The organism is Dehalococcoidales bacterium, assembly GCA_028716225.1.
Lineage (GTDB): Bacteria > Chloroflexota > Dehalococcoidia > Dehalococcoidales > UBA5760 > UBA5760.
Genome location: JAQUQE010000006.1, coordinates 51,751 through 68,810, shown reverse-complemented (window position 1 = coordinate 68,810; position 17,060 = coordinate 51,751). Strand labels below are relative to the sequence as shown.

Genomic DNA, 17,060 nt, shown 5'->3' with positions numbered 1-17,060 from the left:
TGTCTGAGGTCAGCCGACCCGGTCTATAGTAGCATATAAGCCTAGATCCCGGATATAATCCGCCACCGGTCCGGGCACAAGATGGCGAATAGATAGCCCCTGAGCGACCCGTCGCCTTACTTCCGAAGCACTGATATCAACACGCGGCGACTGGAGCAGAATAACGTTCCGGGTCAGCCCGGGGATAAAAACCTCCAGAGAATTGAGGTCGGGCAGTGGACCGCCCGGTCTGGGAACCGCCACCAGACGGCACATACTGATCAGCCGGGTCGGCTCCCGCCACCGGGGCAGTTCGGCAAGGTTGTCCCAACCCAGAATGAAAAACAGTTCATCTCCCTCTTCGATCTGACTTCTCAGTTGAGCGATGGTATCGACAGTATAAGAGGGTCCGGCCCGCTCTATCTCCACTAAAGATAACCGGTAGCAGGGTTTACCGTTAATAGCCAGGCGTACCATCCGGATACGGTGTTCTCCCGCCGAAACCGGGCCGCCTGTCCTGAGCTGAGGCTGAGCGGCCGGTACGAAGAGAACCTCATCCAGCCCCAGCTTGACCTCTACCTCACCGGCCACCGCCAGATGCCCGTTATGGACCGGGTCGAAAGTACCCCCCAACACCCCTATCTTCATATCGAACTTACCCCTATCCAGAATCCGGTAGATTCTCCACCCTAGCTCCAGTCCCACTCCAAGCTGCCACAGCGTACCTTGTCACCGGGACGTATACCCATTCTCCTTAAGTCCCGGCTGATGCCCCGCCGCTCAAGATATCTTATGACATACCGGTAGGCCTCAGCCTCAGCCGTACCCTTCCTGGCTATGATACGCTCCAGCTTGGGGGCTGTTATGACAAAGGTGTCCCCGTCTTTATGTACACATGAATCAGAACCCCGCGGCAGAGGGCGAAAAACCTTCTCGCTGACCTTCTCATCTACCCCCGAATTAACCTCAGCCCTATCCAGTATCTTCAGCGTCTCCGCCATAAGCTCAGCAACCCCCTCGCCGGTTACGGCAGATATAAAGAGCGGCGAGGTTCCTCCAACACCAAAGCTGCTGATAATATCGGCTATCCGCGACCTAACCTGGGGCTGATCAATCTTATTCACCACTACCAGCTGTGGCTTTCTGGCGAGAGTCGCATCAAACAGGCCGAGCTCTGCATTCACCTGAGCCACGTCTTCCGCCGGAGCAGCAGAGCTACCGTCAACCAGGTGAATCAGCACCCGGGTACGGGCAATATGACGCAGGAAATCGTGACCCAGGCCACGCCCGAGATGAGCGCCCTCAATTAGACCCGGAATCTCCGCCAGCACCAGGGGCCGCCCGCCGACCTCGACAACCCCCAGGACAGGTTCCAGAGTCGTAAAGGGATAGTCAGCTATTTTGGGCCTCGCCGCTGACGAGGCCGCCAGCAGAGTAGACTTGCCGCAGTTAGGATAACCGATAATGCCGACATCAGCAATAAGCCTCAGTTCCAGCAATATCTCCTTTTCCTCCCCCGCTTCTCCCTCCTGAGCAATCCTCGGAGCCTGGTTCGTGGAGGAAGCGAAGTGAACGTTACCCATTCCCCCCTCCCCCCCCCGAGCAATCACCACCTGCTGCCCCGGCTGCTCCAGATCAGCAACCGGAACAGCGTTGCCATCCTGCCCTCTGTACGCTACCACTGTACCCAGCGGAACGGTTAATATCAGGTCTCCCCCCTTCTTTCCGTGCATCTTCTTCCCCATGCCATCCCCACCGTCGCCTGCCCGATAGGACCTGGTCTGATTATACCTGCGCAGATTGCTGACGCTGGAGGAAGCCTCCAGAAGTACGCTCCCTCCAGCTCCGCCATCCCCCCCGTCGGGCCCGCCAAAAGGCACAAACTTCTCACGCCGGAAGCTTATTGCCCCGCTACCACCTTTCCCTGCTCTCACCATTATCTCCGCGGTATCAAACATATACGCCACTCAACCATAAGTTATCAACATTGTAGTTCTTATAATCTTACCCCAAACATAGTTCTGGATGTTAGTTCTAATTATAACAGTAATAGGAGATTACGACAGGTCACTATAGGAAGATAGGCACAACTGAATTTTTGATACTTTAATTTTAGGGCGGACTGGGCGTCGACTTCCGAGGACTTTTCAATGATTTTGCAGACTTATCGAAAAAAAGTCTATTTCTCTGCAAAATCTCTGATATCTCGGTGTACCCTAAGGGCATAAGGGAGAGGAGTAAAGGAGGTTTCCGGAGGGATTGGTGATGTCCGCTGTTCTTTTATCCGGAAAAGATCTGGTCACGGATGGCGGCGACCTTGCGCTTAAGATAGGGGCTTAAGCTTATTTCGGCGGCAATTTTTTCACAGGAGTGGCTGACGGTGGAAGGGTTTCGGTCGCCCAGCTCTTTGCCGATCTGGGCCAGCGGGCAGTTGGTTTCGTTGCGTATAAGGTACATGGCAATCTGTCTGGCTAGGGAAGTCTCTTTATCCCTCTTTGATCCCTTTAGGTCGGAAAGCGAAAGCTGGAAGCTGCTGGCCACAGCTTCTACCAGCAGGGCGGGAGTTATTGTAGCACTGGATAGTGCCTTATCAGCGATATTCTCCAGTGCCTTGGCAGCCAGATCCGGAGTAGCCTTGGTTTTCAGAAGCTGGGCGTAGGCAATAACCCGGTTGAGATTGCCTTCCAGTTCCCTTATGTTCTGCTGGATCTTGCGGGCAATGAGTTCCAGTGTGTCCGGAGCAATGCTTTCTCCCCTCTGCTTTGCCTTGGCTTGGAGGATGGCAAGACGTGTTTCAAAATCAGGGGGCTGGATGTCGACAATAAGTCCCCACTCGAAACGTGATCGCAGCCTGTCAGCCAGACGCGGTAGTGATTTTGGCGGTCGGTCACTGGTAACGATAATCTGGCGGTTGGCATTATGCAGCTCGTTGAAAGTGTGGAAGAAACACTCCTCGGTCTGCTCCTTGCCGCTGATAAACTGGATGTCGTCAATCATCAGGACGTCGGCATTTCTGTACTTATTGCGGAACTCCTTGGTCTGTCTTTCCTGAATGGCGCTGATAAATTCGTTGGTGAACTGCTCGCAGCTGGCGTAGTGTACCCGGAGGTTCTTGGCTAGGACGAGATGACCGATGCCATGTAGCAGATGGGTCTTACCAAGGCCGACTCCTCCGCATACGAAGAGGGGATTATAGCTATGTCCGGGATTATCGGCTACTCCCAGGGCGGCAGCATACGCAAGCCGGTTGGAGCCGCCGACAACAAAGGAGTCAAGGGTGTATTTAGGGTTGAACATGGTGGAGACGGGGTTTGCCGTCGGCGGTGGCTCTTTTGTATCGTCGCCGGTAGGGTCCGTATTTTGGTCCGGGCTGATTATCTTGAAGATAACAGTAATATTACGGCGGGTAATTCCGATCAGGGTTTTCTCAATCAGGGAGCGCTGGTTCCGGACCAGGTATTCAGTGACGAAGGTATTGGGTACCCCGATGGTAAATTGATTCCCTTCGCAGCTCAAACCTGATGTTTTCCCAAACCAGGTCTGGAAGTTATGCTTGCTGACCTGGAGCTGTAACTCGCCTAAGGCGGCCTCCCAGGTTCTCTGAGCCGAGTCTGTTTCCATAGAACCCCTTTCCTCTAGTTCCTAGCACTGTGCACTCTATAGCCTTATTAGACTGGTTTGGTATAGCCCGTGTTGGTTAGGGGATGGGATTTGGGACGACAGTATTAATGATAGCAGGTGCCCTTGAAGGAGTAGCAAGATGTTTAGCGCTAATTTTGGGGCGTTTTTGGCTCCTCTTTCCCCTGTAGAAGGTCTTCCAGACTTGCCTTTTTGTTTGATATTTGCCTGATAGCTTGAAGAAATCCTGATTGGCGAAAAATTTCTTTTGGTGATAATATTTACTCGGTAGCAGTATTAACCGGTGGGTTTGTATCTACAGGGAGTTTCAGAAACAGGGTGTGCTGGAGAACACCTTTTCAGCGGGATGGCAAGTTTTCTGGGACTAATTTTGGGGCGTTTTTGGCTCCTCTTTCCCCTGTAGAAGGTCTTCCAGACTTGCCTTTTTGTTTGATATTTGCCTGATAGCTTGAAGAAATCCGGGTCGGTGAAAAATTTCCCCTGTTATTTATGTCCAGCTAGAGAGGTTTAGGTTTGCGGGTTGTATTTATGGGTAGCCCGGAGTTTGCCGTACTGCCCCTTGAGTACCTGGTTCTAAATGGGTATCGTATCCCGGCTGTCTATGCCCAGCCGGACCGACCGGCGGGTAGGGGGCGTGCCCTGTCCCCTTCGCCGGTGAAGAGAGCGGCCGAGCGTTTGAATCTTCTGGTGGTACAGCCGGACAGCTTGCAGAAGATGGAGGTGGTCTCGGGTCTGGCTTCCTTACGGCCTGATATCATCGTCGTGGCAGCCTTCGGTCAAATTCTGCCCCGGTCGGTACTGGATATCCCGCACTGGGGCTGTATCAATTTGCACCCCTCTCTTTTGCCAGGGTTCAGGGGGGCGTCGCCGGTGGCATCGGCTATTCTGGCCGGTGCAGAGTTTACCGGGGTCAGTATTATGCTGATGGATGAGGGTGTGGATACCGGCCCGATACTGGCCCGGGCGCAGATTCCCATTTCGGGGCGGGACACTACCGGCTCGCTGACGGCGAAGCTGTCCAGGATTTCTGCTCAGTTGCTCCTTTCCGTTTTACCGTCTTGGGTAAAGGGGACGCTCTCCCCACAGCCTCAGGATGCGGTTGGAGCGAGCTACTGCCGTCCGATTTCAAAAAATGATGGTGAGATTGACTGGCGCCTGTCCGCAGTAGATATCTGGCGGCGGGTGCGCGCCTTCCACCCCTGGCCGGGGTGTTATACTAGATGGAGAGGGCGGCGGATGAGGATTATTGAGGCGGCACCGGTATATGATGTTAGCGACGTCGCCGCCGGGCTGGTAGTGGCACTACCGTCGGCTGGCGAGGCGGGTGGAGAGCCGGCCTTTGGCGTCGGCACCGGGGATGCGGTTCTAGGTGTGCTCCGGGTTCAGATGGAGGGGAGACGGGCGATATCGGCCGCCGAGTTTTTGAAGGGGCAGCGGGAGTTGGTGGGGGCGCGGCTACCGTTAAATTAGGGCATGGACACGGTTAGGGTTGTCCCAGGTGTTACGGTTAGTGAAGTAGATTCCATAAGGATGTATTTGTAAGGAGAGAGTTTTGTCTTTGCCGCAGAATCTCGACCGGTTTGAGACGTTAGTCAGTATTGTCGCCAGGTTGCGTGCTCCCGATGGCTGTCCCTGGGATAGAAAGCAGACCCATACTTCGCTGCGGGAACACCTGCTTGAGGAGTCTTACGAAGTGCTGGAGGCACTGGATGGGGGGGATCCGGAGCAGCTTTGCGAGGAGCTGGGTGACCTGCTCCTGCAGATTGTGCTCCACGCTCAGATTTCTGCCGAAGCCGGTGATTTTGAACTTGGTGATATTGTCAGGAGGATAAACGCTAAGCTGATTCATCGCCATCCCCACGTCTTTGGTTCGTCGGAGGCGGCAAGTGTCGATGAGGTGCTGGTCAACTGGGAGATGCTCAAGAAGATGGAGAGGGACAGTGATGTCTCTATGCTTGACGGTATACCCAGACGGATGCCGGCGCTAAGCTATGCTCAGTCAGTGCAGCGGCGTGTGGCGCGGGTCGGCTTTGACTGGGAGAGCGATGACGGAGTGATCGATAAGCTGGCCGAGGAGGTCGGGGAGTTCAGGCAGGCGGCCAGCCAGGGAGAGAAGGCGGCGGAGTTCGGCGACCTGGTGTTTACACTGGCTAATATTGCCCGTCGGCTGGGGATTGACCTGGAGTCGGCACTCAGGGAGACGAACGAGCGTTTCTACCGGCGCTTTGCTTGCATGGAGAAACTCTGCCACCAGCGCGGCCTTAACCTGATCAAGTTATCCCTTGCCGAAAAAGATGCCCTGTGGGAGGAAGTGAAGAAGGGGATAGCCGGTTCGGGTGATGGTCGGGATGAACGGACTTGAACCTCCGACCTCAGCGGATTTCTTAACAAGAGAAGTCCGTAGGTACATGACCCAATCAAGGTAGCACCAAGTTTTCAGAATCTGGCTTACAGTGCTCCAGCCTGTCAACAGCTCACAAAGAAAATTATGCCTATTTATTTAAGAACATATCACCTTTGATATTTGTGTTTGCCAATGCAACTAGCTTTTACGTAGTCAGCCTGACATTAACTGAGAAGCCCTGGCACTAGAATGAACTAAGCCATAGGTATGGCATGAAGAAGGCCCAAGCCCCTACACCTATAGATATGGATATAGAGATAATGAATATTATTAAGCCCCATTTTGCCCATCTGTGCTGTGACTGCTTATACTCTTCAATGGTTTCCCATTTCTCATTTTGCCATGCCCACTTGTTGCCCTTTGCTCCTAGGAAAAATGCCCAGACAAAACCAAAGAAGGGTATGAATGCGAGAAAAGCAATCCAAGTCTTATTTCTTATTCCCCAAATCCAGGTTAGCCAAAATGCACCCCAGTTCCACCCTTTGAGTTCAGGGGGTAATATCGCGGACTTACCCGTTCCAGAAGTATTCTGACCTGCATATTCAGAAGATGTTGTTATATTACTCAAAGTTCTCCTACTCCTTATATAAGCATAAAACCGACCATTCGAGAGCGGTTTCACTGGCTGTCCGTAATCCGAGTGCCTACTTAAAGGCGGCGGTAAACGCCCGCGCCAACGTACCAATCTGCCCCGACATTCTATATGGGTGGAGTATACTCCCGGAATTAACGCCTGTCAATTTAGAGACGAACTGCCGTTTGCTTCGGTCTTTATTTGCTATTTATTAATGTATGCCATATGTCCCGGTTGTCGAGTCCATAAACATAGGTAAATGAGGCGGATAGAAAGTGAAAACCGCATAGATTATGCCCAGTGAGATTAAGCCTACCATAGCTGCTCTGTAAAGTGCTGACGATAAGGGCTTTTTAATCATTATCTTGTAGCTTGCGAATTGGCCGAGGGCTACTGCCCCAATGAATAGTGAGATGTCAGCTATCAGGCTTTCGGTACCAGTAATGGTTGTGTATGCATAGAAACCAGCAATGATAGTCAGTGGCATTATATAGAGACTGGCGGTTTTGGCAGCCACGAAATTCTTTGTGTATTCTTTGATATGCCGATATTCAATCGCGGCATAAAACAAGGCTGGCCAGTAAGTCATCTTAAGGTGCTCAAATACACTCTCATTAACGGGGGCAATGGCACCGACAGGCGGTAGTCCACCAGACCATTCGAAAACAAAATGAAACATCGCACCCAGGCTCGCAACAACAGCAATACCGATAAGTTCCCATTTCCGTAGGTCTCTTTTTCTGTTTACTGTACAGTTCTCTTCCAAGAATGTCCTCCGGGTGGGAAATCGCACGACTCTGGACGTTGTTAGGGATAGATTTTAATTTGCGAGTAACACTTTGTCAACACTCTACCCTACCTAAATACGAAGGCAACGCAACCCGACGATACTGTAGAGATATGCCCCTACTTGCTGAGTTAGAAAAAGGGCAGGCTATTATTTTGTTATAATTTGGGTAGCACATATCATTCCTTGAGACAGATACAGGGGGCAGGGGGTTGCCCTGGAAGAGGGGTATAGAGATATTCTGACTGACTTATCAGGGCTTATCGTCTTTGGTTCACTGACGGTATGGAATATTGTAATGACAATCCGAGAGAGGGAAAAAGCTTCTGAACTCTACGGTCACCTGAGCCTGTCCGTCTTTTTCGGCACATTACTCTTTAGTTTCCTCCCAGTTTCCGAAGTGATCTTCGGTGGAGTATTTCATAGAATGCTTGCTAACACGGGAGTGCTGCAGATAGCCGGGCTTAGTATTGTTTTGGTCAGCGTCTCCACCTACTTATTCGCATTGACTGCACTGAGGGCAAGAGGAGCTCCAGAAAAAGGCCGTCATCTAGAGATTGACCGCATGGTGACCTCGGGGATATACCGATACATAAGACACCCGATGGCACTAGCGGTATTCATGCTTTGTTTCGGGCTTATGCTCTGGAGGCTGTCCATTGCGTGTATAGTTGCCTACGTTGTGGTAATACTTCTCTATACAGTCGTACAAAGGAAAGAGGAGGAGGCGCTCATTAAGAAGTTTGGCGACGATTACCTTGAGTATCGGCAGCAAGTACCTGCCCTAAACATAATGCAGGGGTTAATAAGAGTAATAATCTCGCAAAAAAGGGCAGGTTAGCCTTGTGTATTGACATCTATGTTTGATTGGCATTATAAATATGATTGAGGTCCCGCTGGTTATATCTCCTGAAACTATTCCGGCGCGGCAATGACCTAAGAATTAGTATCACTACCGGGGGCAGGTCGGCGGTGACGCTCTAAACATACTAAAATTAGGAATATCAAGGAGGGAAAATGTACAGAAAAATACTAGCCCCGTTGGATGGTTCAGAATTCTCAGAGTGCACTCTGGGGCACCTGAGGGCAGTGGCTAAGGGGTGTCAAAACCCCGAAGTCGTCTTGCTGTATGTCGTCGAGCCCTACCATAAAGGCGAAATGCACTACCGGCACGTCGGTCTTACGGAAGAAGAACTCCACCAGGGAGAGGTGAAAGAAGAGGCCTATGGCAAGGACTATCTGACCAAGGTGGCCGAGAAAATGAAGCAGGATGGCCTGATTGTCAAGACTGCCGTGGTCCACGGAATGCCCGCCGAAGAGATAGTGAGCTATGCCGAGAAAAACGGGGTGGACCTGATTATCATGAGCACACACGGAAGGTCGGGGATCACCCGTTGGGCCCTCGGTAGTGTAGCCGATAGAGTTCTACGCCACTCCATTACCCCCGTGCTTATGGCGGCGCCACGCAGTTGCCGAATGTCGTCGATGAGTTGAGCGGAGAAAAAAGCAGCATTCATAGCTGTACCCAGTATTGACTTTGCGGTATAATAACTGTAGGAGCTGCCCTGGAAACATCTGACTTTCAGAGGGGCAGTTCTTATTTAGTGGAAAAGAAAAGCCAAAAAGGGGGTAGCCGGTTCGGGTGATGGTCGGGGTGAGAGGACTTGAACCTCCGACCTCAGCGTCCCGAACGCTGCGCGCTGCCATCTGCGCTACACCCCGGCACTGGTATTATAGACAGAATCGACCGGTTTCGGCAACAATAACCTTTCCGGAAGAGTGCCGGAGTGTGATTTGGGCTGTCTCGGACTTTTGGAATATAATGTGTCCTCACCGGGGGCGATTTTGAAATACTGCGTTCTGATAATTGATGGTGCGGCTGGCTGGCCGCTTGCGGAGCGGGGAGGTAAGACCTCTCTGGAGCTGGCGCATACGCCAAATCTGGATGCGATGGCGCAGGAGGGTACCGTGGGGCTTGTCCGTACCGTTCCGGCGGGGATGGAGCCTGACAGTGCCTGTGCCTGTATGTCGCTGCTCGGCTATGACCCGGGACGGTACCGGATTGGCAGGGCCGCCATTGAGGCGAGGAATATGGGCGTTACTATCGATGAGGACGAGGTCGTCTTCCGGTGTAATCTCGTGGCGGTACACGACGGCAGGATGCGGGACTACAGCGCCGGTCATATCAGCAGCAGCGAGGCCGGGGAGCTTATCGCTACCCTGGAGGAAGAACTCGGTAGCGGGGGTGTTCACTTCTATCCTGGAATTGGCTACCGGCATATCTGCAGGGTTAAGGGGCGGGAGGATACCCTGGAGGCCTCCTGTACACCGCCACACAATATCCCGGACAGGTTGATTAAAGAGTTTCTGCCCAAAGGTCCGGGGAGCTGGCTATTGCGGGATCTGATGCAGCGTTCGGAGGCAATACTCCGTGACCACCCGGTGAATGTCAAGCGGAGGTCTCGGGGCAGCCTTCCGGCCAGTATGATATGGCTCTTCTGGGGCAGCCGCAGGGTTCCCGATATTCCTGCTTTCCGGCAGGTCTACGGCTTAAGCGCCGCGGTAACATCGGGGGTCGACGTTATTCAGGGGATGGCACGGGTGATGGGCATGGGAGTACTCGATATCGCCGGGGTGACCGACGGTATGGATACCGATTTTGGTGCTCAGGGGGCCGGTGCCCTGGCCGCCCTTGACCAATATGACTTGGTGGTTGTTCATATTGAGGCCCCGGATGAGGCTGGTCATACCGGTTCAGTTGATGATAAGGTGGCCGCTATACAGCGAGTGGACGCAGAGGTGGCCGCTCAACTACGCTCCTGGCGGGGAGAACCGCTCCGGGTGTTGGTTACGCCCGACCACCCCACCCCTGTCGAGTTACGCACTCATACCCCGGAGCCGGTCCCCTTTATTCTCTGGGGTATGGGGTTGAGTGCCGGCGGGGCCGGGCGTCTTACCGAGGTTGAGGCAGCAAAAACGGGCTTGTTTCTTGACCCCGGTTATAATATTATGGGCAGGTTAATAGGTATTCAGTCCGGTGTGTCGTAACTATCAGCCGGCCGGATAAATTTGATAGAGGTTAAAGACCAGATGGCATTAGTTGTGCAGAAGTATGGTGGTTCGTCGGTAGCCGATGCCGGGCGGATTAAGAACGTTGCCCGGCGTATAGCTACCACCAGGGATGAGGGCAACCAGGTGGTAGTAGTCGTCTCGGCAATGGGAGATACTACTGATGACCTCATCGAGCTGGCCTATCAGGTTGCCACCCGTCCTGATGTGAGGGAGTTTGATACCTTGCTCTCCACCGGTGAGCTTGTTTCCAGCACACTGCTGGCGATGGCCTTGAAGGAGATTGGGTACCAGGCGATCAGCTTGAGCGGCGCTCAGGCCGGGATAAGAACCGACTCTGTTTATAGCCGGGCGCGAATCCTTAAGATTGAGGCGCGGAGAGTGGTCAGCGAACTGGAGAAGGGGAATATCGTTATCGTGGCCGGGTTTCAGGGCGTTACCGATGAGATGGATGTGACTACTCTGGGCAGGGGCGGCTCCGATACCACTGCGGTAGCCCTGGCGGCCAGTCTGGGGGCGGGAGGGTGCCAGATATACACCGATGTTGACGGCGTCTATACTGCCGACCCGCGGCTGGTCCCCCAGGCCCGTCCGCTGGCTGAGATTGGCTATGATGAAATGCTGGAGTTGGCGACCTACGGAAGCAGGGTCATGCATCCCAGGGCGGTTGAGCTGGGGGAGCTATACGGTATCCCTATTCTGGTGGCCTCCAGCTTCTCGCGAGAGCCGGGAACATTAATTCATGGAGGAGCGTCTATGGAAGTTCGAAATAAGGTGAGGGGAGTCGCACACGATCTTGATGTGGCGAAAATAACTGTTGTCGGAGTTTCGGATCGGCCGGGTATCGCCTCGTCTATCTTCCGTCCGTTAGCCGAGGCTGGTATCAGCGTTGATACCATTGTGCAGAACGCCAGCATTGATAATATCACCGATTTGACCTTCACCGTTGCTAAGGGTGATCTGGCGGAGGCAATGCGTGTTATAGAGCCCGTAGCCGGATCGATTGAGGCCAAGCAGTGTATCAGTAAGACCAGCCTGGGTAAGGTAAGCATCGTCGGTACCGGGATGCAGAATACGCCGGGCTACGCGGCGAAGATGTTTCAGGTGCTCAGTGAGGAAGGCATTAATATTCATATGATTACTACTTCGGAGATAAGGATAACCTGTATTGTCGATGAGGCTGAGGTCAAAAAGGCAGTGTGTGCCTTACACCGGGCGTTTGAGCTGGAGGTTCAGGACTAGGCCGGAGCGGATAGAATCGGTAATGGCTGCGGAGATGGTATTGTATGGGAGAAGAATCAGCCGGACTAAGACAGCAGTATAGTAAACAGGCGATCGATCTGGCGATGCAGGGCCGGTGGCGGGAGGCGGTGACGGCGAACCGGAACCTGATAGAGGGTTTCCCCGGTGATGTCAGCGCTTATAATCGGCTGGGCAGGGCCTATACGGAGCTGGGGGAGTTTTCTCACGCCCGGGAGGCCTACAGCCGGGCTATTGAGCTTGATCCTTATAATACCATTGCCCAGAAGAACCTTAACCGGTTATCCAATTTGGACGAGGTCGACGGCACCCCGAATGATGGTCCCTATGTCGAGCCGTATCACTTTATTGAGGAAACCGGCAAGGCCGGAGTGGTCAGCCTTTCCCGCCTGGGGCCGCCTCAGGTTCTGGCGAAGATGGTGGCCGGGGATAAGGTCTACCTGAAGATAGACGGCGCCGGTTTGGCGGTGGAGAACAGTCGCGGTGAGTACCTGGGGCAGGTCAGGTCCAAAGATGGGCAGAGGCTTAACCGGCTGCTCGAAGGGGGTAACCGGTATATTGCCGCCATCGTCAGCGCGGCGGCGGATCGGGTAACCGTCATCATCAGGGAGACATATCAGGACCCTTCTCAGGCCAATCGTCCTTCCTTCCCGCTAAAAGGTTTTAAGAGCCCTCGACCTTATGTCAGCGAGAGAGTTAAGCACGAGCTGGATTCTGAGGAGGCGGATGAAGAGTCTTATTACGGTATAATCGCGATGGGGGGAATAGAACTACCGCCCGAGAGTGCCCCCGAGCTTGATGATAAGGATAATGAAGAATAAGGGGTTTTGCTGAGTATGGTAGTAGGTAAAGTAAGGGCAATAAACATAGAAGAAGAGATAAAGAGCGCCTATCTTGACTATGCGATGAGTGTTATCGTTTCCCGTGCCTTACCCGACGTGAGGGATGGGCTGAAGCCGGTGCACCGGCGTATCCTCTACGCTATGGACGGTCTGGGACTAAAGCATTCCGGTCCTTATAAGAAGAGCGCTCGTGTCGTCGGTGATGTCCTGGGTAAGTATCATCCCCATGGTGATTCCTCTGTTTACGATGCTATGGTACGTATGGCGCAGGACTTCTCGATGCGGAGCACTCTTGTTGATGGGCAGGGGAATTTTGGTAGCGTGGATAATGACCCGCCGGCGGCGATGCGTTATACCGAGGTGCGTCTGGCTGCTATCTCCGAGCAGATGCTGGTCGACATTGATAAAGATACCGTGGACTTTATGCCCAACTTTGATAACAGCCTCAAGGAGCCGGTGGTACTGCCGGCGCGGCTGCCCAACCTGCTGCTTAACGGTAGCTCGGGTATTGCAGTCGGGATGGCGACTAACATTCCGCCTCATAATCTGGGTGAGGTCTGTGATGCCATTGCCTACCTCATTGATAACCCGGAGGCTACGGTTAACGAACTGATTCAGTTTGTCCAGGGGCCGGATTTCCCCACCGCCGGCATCATACTGGGGCGGGACGGTATTCAGAGTGCCTATGCCACCGGGCACGGTAAGGTGATGGTTCGGGCAAAGGCCCATCTGGTGGAAGATGCTAAGGAGCCCGGGCACCGCCAGATAGTGGTTACCGAGCTCCCTTACCAGATATATAAGGCTACCCTGGTGGAAAGGATAGCGCAACTGGTCAAGGATAAAAAGGTCAAGGGTATCAGTGAAATCCGTGATGAATCAGACCGTCAGGGCATGCGGCTGGTTATTGAGTTGAGAAGGGATACCCAGCCGCAGCCGGTACTTAATGCCCTCTACAAGCATACCGCGATGCAGTCGGCTTTCTTCATTAACATGCTGGCACTGGTTGATGGTCAGCCTCGGGTACTCAGCCTTAAGGAAGCGCTTCAATACTACATCGACTTTCGCAGTCAGGTTATCACCCGGCGCTCCCGGTTTGAACTGAAGGAGGCTAAGGCGAAGGCCCATATCCTGGAAGGGCTTAAGATTGCCCTGGATAATATCGATGCGGTGATTGCCACTATCCGGAAGTCGGGGACGGCTGAAGAGGCTCGCCAGAATCTTATCACCAACTTCGGCCTATCCCAGGTGCAGGCACAGGCTATTCTTGATATGCCGCTGCGCCGCCTGGCCAGTCTGGAGCGGCAGAAGATACTCGATGAGTATGCTGAGGTGTTGAAGAATATCGCTTACCTGGAAGAACTACTGGCTAATCCAAGGCGGATACTGATGCTGGTTAAGGATGATGTGGGTGAATTAAAGGCTAAATATGCCGACCCGCGCCGCACCGAGATTAAGGAGCAGGAGGTCATCGAATTCAGTGAAGAGGACCTTATCCCTCACCAGAGCATGGTGGTAACCCTGAGTAAACGGGGGTTTGTCAAGAGGGTGCCCGCTCAATCCTACCGGGCGCAGCACCGTGGCGGACACGGTGTTCAGGCTCACCCGACCCGGGAGGAAGATGCCGTCAGGCTGCTCGTGGTAGCGGATACCCATGACAGGCTCTTCTTCTTCACCAACCGGGGTAAGGTCTTCAGTCTCAAGTGCCACGAGATTCCTGACAGCTCCCGTACCGGCAAGGGGACCGCGGTGGTGAACCTCTTTCCCGTTGTTGAAAGAGAGAGGGTGACCGCGATGGTGGCGGTGACTGATTTTAAACGGGGCGACTACCTGCTGATGGCCACCTGTTGTGGCGAAGTGAAAAAGACGGCAGTGGAAAGGTTTGCCCAGGTGCGCAGCAGCGGGCTTATCGCTATGGATCTGGAAGAAGGAGACGAGCTGGTATCGGCACATCTGGCCAGTGCCCAGGATGATATCGTTCTGGTCACCAGAAAGGGCCAGTCAATCAGGTTCCCCACCTCCGAACTCCGGGCCAGCTCCCGGACCAGCGGGGGGGTGCGTGGCATCCGTCTACTGGGAGATGACCGTGTTGTCAGTATGGGTGTCGTTTTTACTGAGGCTTATCTGCTGATAGTCACCACCAGAGGCTTCGGTAAGCTTACCCCCATCGGGGACTACCCCCGGCAGCACCGCGCCGGCAGCGGGGTAAGGACCTTTAAGGTTGTTGAAAAAACCGGGCAGGTTGTTGATGCCAAGCTGGTCTCCCGCTCGCAGCAGCTGATGATCATATCGGCTGACGGCATTATCACCCGTACTATGGTCAGGGAGAAGGACCCCGATAAGGGCGGCATTTCCATTCAGGGCAGGAGTACGCAGGGAGTGACCCTGATGCGGATGAGGGAAGACGATACCGTGGCGGCTATCGCCTCTTTTGACTGACGTTGCGGTACTTCTGCTGGCATGAGTCTTGCCGGCGCTCCAGCCCACAGGCATTACACTCCTGGTAACGGCAGTCAGTGGTTAACCTGCTTTCCAGGGCGTAGTGATATTCCTGCTTGAGGAAGGCTTCCCTGACACCGACATCAATGTGTGACCAGGGCAGGGGCTCATTCAGGGGGCGCTGCCGTTGGGCATAGAAAGCAGGCTCAAGCCCGGCTTCGGCAAAGGCGCTAAGCCAGTTCTGGTACTTGAAGTGTTCTCCCCAGCCGTCAAAAACCGAGCCCTTCTGCCAGGCGCGGTAGATAACACTACCCAGACGGCGGTCCCCCCGGGAAAGTGCTGCCTCGAGCAAGCTGACCTTAGGTTCCTGCCATGAGAGGTGGACATCCTTACGGCGCAGGCCCTGTTTGAGCAATTCGTGCTTGGTGCATAGCTGCTGTTCGCTTTCCTGGGCGACCCACTGGAAGGGCGTGTGGGGCTTGGGGACGAAGGTAGACAGACTGATTCTGATCTGGGGTCTTCTCCCCTTTACCGTTCTACCCAAAATGCTGATGCGTTCCACCAGCTTAATTATTGCTTCGATGTCAGTGGTGGTTTCGGTGGGCAGGCCGAGCATAAAGTAGAGCTTGAGGCCGCTCCAGCCGCGGGCAAAGGCTTCGGCGGCCGTTTCCAGGATGGTATCATCACTGGTATTCTTGTTGATGGTCTGGCGCAGTCTCTCGCTGCCTGCTTCAGGAGCAAAGGTGAGCCCCGTCTTCTTATGGGCAGCCAGGGAGTCGAGCAGTCTTACCGAGAAGTTGTCAATACGCAGGCTGGGTAGCGACAGGACAAGATTGTCCGCCTGATAGCGGCGGAAGAGTCTTTCTACCAGCTCGTCAATGTGCGGGTAGTCACTCGAGCTTAGCGAGACCAAGGAGACCTCGCTATATCCGCAATTAGAAATAAGCTCTCCCAGTGCCCATATCACCTCTTGCTGAGAGCGTTCGCGTACCGGGCGGTAGAAAATCCCTGCCTGGCAGAAGCGGCAGCCGCGGCTGCAGCCCCGCTGTATCTCTATTGCGCCGCGGTCATGGATCGCCTCAAGGTAGGGGACCACCGGGTGGGTAGGTGGCGGGGGAAGCTTGCCTACTATCCGCCGTTCGACGCGGGGGCTGGCCTCGGCGGTAGTAGGGGAGATCTCTTTAAACAGCCCGCTGACATCGTATTGTACCTGGTACAGCCCGGGTACATAGATGCCGGGTATGGCGGCCAGCCGGCGCAGCAAGCTTTCTTTGCTGGCCCCGTTCAATTTTCCCTCCCGCAGGCTGTCAAGCATCTCCGGGACCACCTCTTCTCCTTCCCCGATTACGAATAGATCAATGAAGTCTGACATCGGCTCCGGATTGAGGGCGCAGCAGCCGCCGGCGATTACTAACGGGTAGCTGCTGTCTCTCTCCGCGGCGAGTACCGGTATTCCGGCTAGGTGCAGCATATTCAGCACATTGGTATAGGTCAGCTCGTAGCCTAAGGAAAAGCCGATAATATCGAAATCTCTGAGCGGGCGCTTGGACTCGAGGCTGAAGAGGGGGATGCCCTGCTTGCGCATTGCCGCCTCCATATCCGGCCACGGAGCATAGACTCTTTCCGCAAGGACGTCGGCCCGGCTGTTGATAAGCTCGTAGAGGATGGGCAGCGCTAGGGCAGACATGCCTATTTCGTACAGGTCCGGGTAGGAGAGGGCGACCCTGATGACGGTCTTATCCCATTCCTTGATGATACTGTTCCACTCGCCCCCGCTGTAGCGGGCCGGGCGGCTTACCTGGTGCAGTATGCTATCGAGTTTGGTCAAAACGTTTCTTCCCCATGGCTAATTATAGTTAAAAGAGAGGGAAGTAATCCACTAATTCGCTGCCACCACGGTGTTAGTGCCTCCGGCATAGTCCAGGTGACGGTGTGATATTGTGATATAATGATGGCGCTTAAGTTGTCGGGCCGGAGCTTACTCTCGGTGGTCGAGACTTATGTCCTGAGTCGGCGGCGGGACTTTGACGGCTCAAGTCTGGTCGATTAAAATAGCATCAGTTATGCGGT

The 17,060-nt window shown here is 54.0% G+C and carries 14 protein-coding genes and 1 tRNA gene; 8 read left to right on the top strand and 7 right to left on the bottom strand.

Features of this window, described 5'->3' with window-relative positions:
- Positions 1 to 9: 9 nt before the first annotated feature.
- From nadD to dnaA, 3 genes are all read right to left on the bottom strand, one after another.
- Positions 10 to 684, bottom strand: a complete 675-nt coding sequence (gene nadD, locus PHI12_05520; protein MDD5510247.1) for a nicotinate-nucleotide adenylyltransferase — start codon at positions 682 to 684, stop codon at positions 10 to 12.
- A complete protein-coding gene (obgE, locus tag PHI12_05515; GenBank protein ID MDD5510246.1) occupies positions 669 to 1,937 on the bottom strand; it encodes a GTPase ObgE in 1,269 nt (422 codons plus the stop codon). Before obgE ends, nadD begins: the two co-directional genes overlap by 16 nt.
- A gap of 322 nt (positions 1,938 to 2,259) precedes the next feature.
- Positions 2,260 to 3,600 (bottom strand): chromosomal replication initiator protein DnaA, encoded by a 1,341-nt coding sequence (gene dnaA, locus PHI12_05510; protein MDD5510245.1) that lies wholly within the window; start codon positions 3,598 to 3,600, stop codon positions 2,260 to 2,262.
- Between the two features lie 531 nt (positions 3,601 to 4,131).
- Here dnaA and fmt point away from each other — a divergent pair.
- Together fmt and mazG are read left to right on the top strand one after the other, a co-directional pair.
- On the top strand, positions 4,132 to 5,088 hold the full coding sequence (gene fmt / locus PHI12_05505; GenBank protein ID MDD5510244.1) for a methionyl-tRNA formyltransferase: 957 nt from the start codon (positions 4,132 to 4,134) through the stop codon (positions 5,086 to 5,088).
- An 82-nt stretch (positions 5,089 to 5,170) separates the two neighbouring features.
- Positions 5,171 to 5,980, top strand: a complete 810-nt coding sequence (gene mazG / locus PHI12_05500) for a nucleoside triphosphate pyrophosphohydrolase (GenBank protein ID MDD5510243.1) — start codon at positions 5,171 to 5,173, stop codon at positions 5,978 to 5,980.
- 226 nt (positions 5,981 to 6,206) lie between these two features.
- On the opposite strand, the gene PHI12_05495 is transcribed toward mazG, so the two are convergent.
- Together PHI12_05495 and PHI12_05490 are read right to left on the bottom strand one after the other, a co-directional pair.
- Positions 6,207 to 6,590: a hypothetical protein gene (locus PHI12_05495; protein ID MDD5510242.1), complete on the bottom strand. Its 384-nt coding sequence runs from the start codon at positions 6,588 to 6,590 to the stop codon at positions 6,207 to 6,209.
- Between the two features lie 217 nt (positions 6,591 to 6,807).
- Positions 6,808 to 7,362, bottom strand: coding sequence for a DUF6512 family protein (locus PHI12_05490; protein MDD5510241.1), 555 nt, complete (start codon positions 7,360 to 7,362; stop codon positions 6,808 to 6,810).
- A gap of 319 nt (positions 7,363 to 7,681) precedes the next feature.
- Here PHI12_05490 and PHI12_05485 point away from each other — a divergent pair, with 319 nt between their 5' ends.
- Entirely contained in the window at positions 7,682 to 8,224 is a 543-nt protein-coding gene (locus PHI12_05485) for an isoprenylcysteine carboxylmethyltransferase family protein (GenBank protein ID MDD5510240.1), read from the top strand.
- A gap of 176 nt (positions 8,225 to 8,400) precedes the next feature.
- The gene (locus PHI12_05480; GenBank protein ID MDD5510239.1) at positions 8,401 to 8,877 is read left to right on the top strand and encodes a universal stress protein; all 477 of its coding nucleotides are present in this window, start codon (positions 8,401 to 8,403) and stop codon (positions 8,875 to 8,877) included.
- Between the two features lie 152 nt (positions 8,878 to 9,029).
- On the opposite strand, the gene PHI12_05475 is transcribed toward PHI12_05480, so the two are convergent.
- Positions 9,030 to 9,105 (bottom strand) — tRNA-Pro (locus PHI12_05475).
- 123 nt (positions 9,106 to 9,228) lie between these two features.
- On the opposite strand from PHI12_05475, the gene PHI12_05470 reads away from it, so the two are divergent.
- The 4 genes from PHI12_05470 to gyrA are packed head-to-tail and all read left to right on the top strand — an operon-like array spanning position 9,229 to position 14,990.
- Positions 9,229 to 10,431 carry a cofactor-independent phosphoglycerate mutase gene (locus PHI12_05470; GenBank protein MDD5510238.1) on the top strand — a complete coding sequence of 401 codons (1,203 nt, stop codon included), beginning with the start codon at positions 9,229 to 9,231 and terminating at the stop codon, positions 10,429 to 10,431.
- A 42-nt stretch (positions 10,432 to 10,473) separates the two neighbouring features.
- Positions 10,474 to 11,694: an aspartate kinase gene (locus tag PHI12_05465; GenBank protein ID MDD5510237.1), complete on the top strand. Its 1,221-nt coding sequence runs from the start codon at positions 10,474 to 10,476 to the stop codon at positions 11,692 to 11,694.
- A gap of 44 nt (positions 11,695 to 11,738) precedes the next feature.
- On the top strand, positions 11,739 to 12,533 hold the full coding sequence (locus PHI12_05460; GenBank protein MDD5510236.1) for a tetratricopeptide repeat protein: 795 nt from the start codon (positions 11,739 to 11,741) through the stop codon (positions 12,531 to 12,533).
- A 15-nt stretch (positions 12,534 to 12,548) separates the two neighbouring features.
- Positions 12,549 to 14,990 (top strand): DNA gyrase subunit A, encoded by a 2,442-nt coding sequence (gene gyrA / locus PHI12_05455; protein ID MDD5510235.1) that lies wholly within the window; start codon positions 12,549 to 12,551, stop codon positions 14,988 to 14,990.
- On the opposite strand, the gene PHI12_05450 is transcribed toward gyrA, so the two are convergent.
- On the bottom strand, positions 14,971 to 16,818 hold the full coding sequence (locus tag PHI12_05450) for a TIGR03960 family B12-binding radical SAM protein (GenBank protein ID MDD5510234.1): 1,848 nt from the start codon (positions 16,816 to 16,818) through the stop codon (positions 14,971 to 14,973). The genes gyrA and PHI12_05450 overlap by 20 nt on opposite strands.
- Positions 16,819 to 17,060 lie beyond the last annotated feature (242 nt).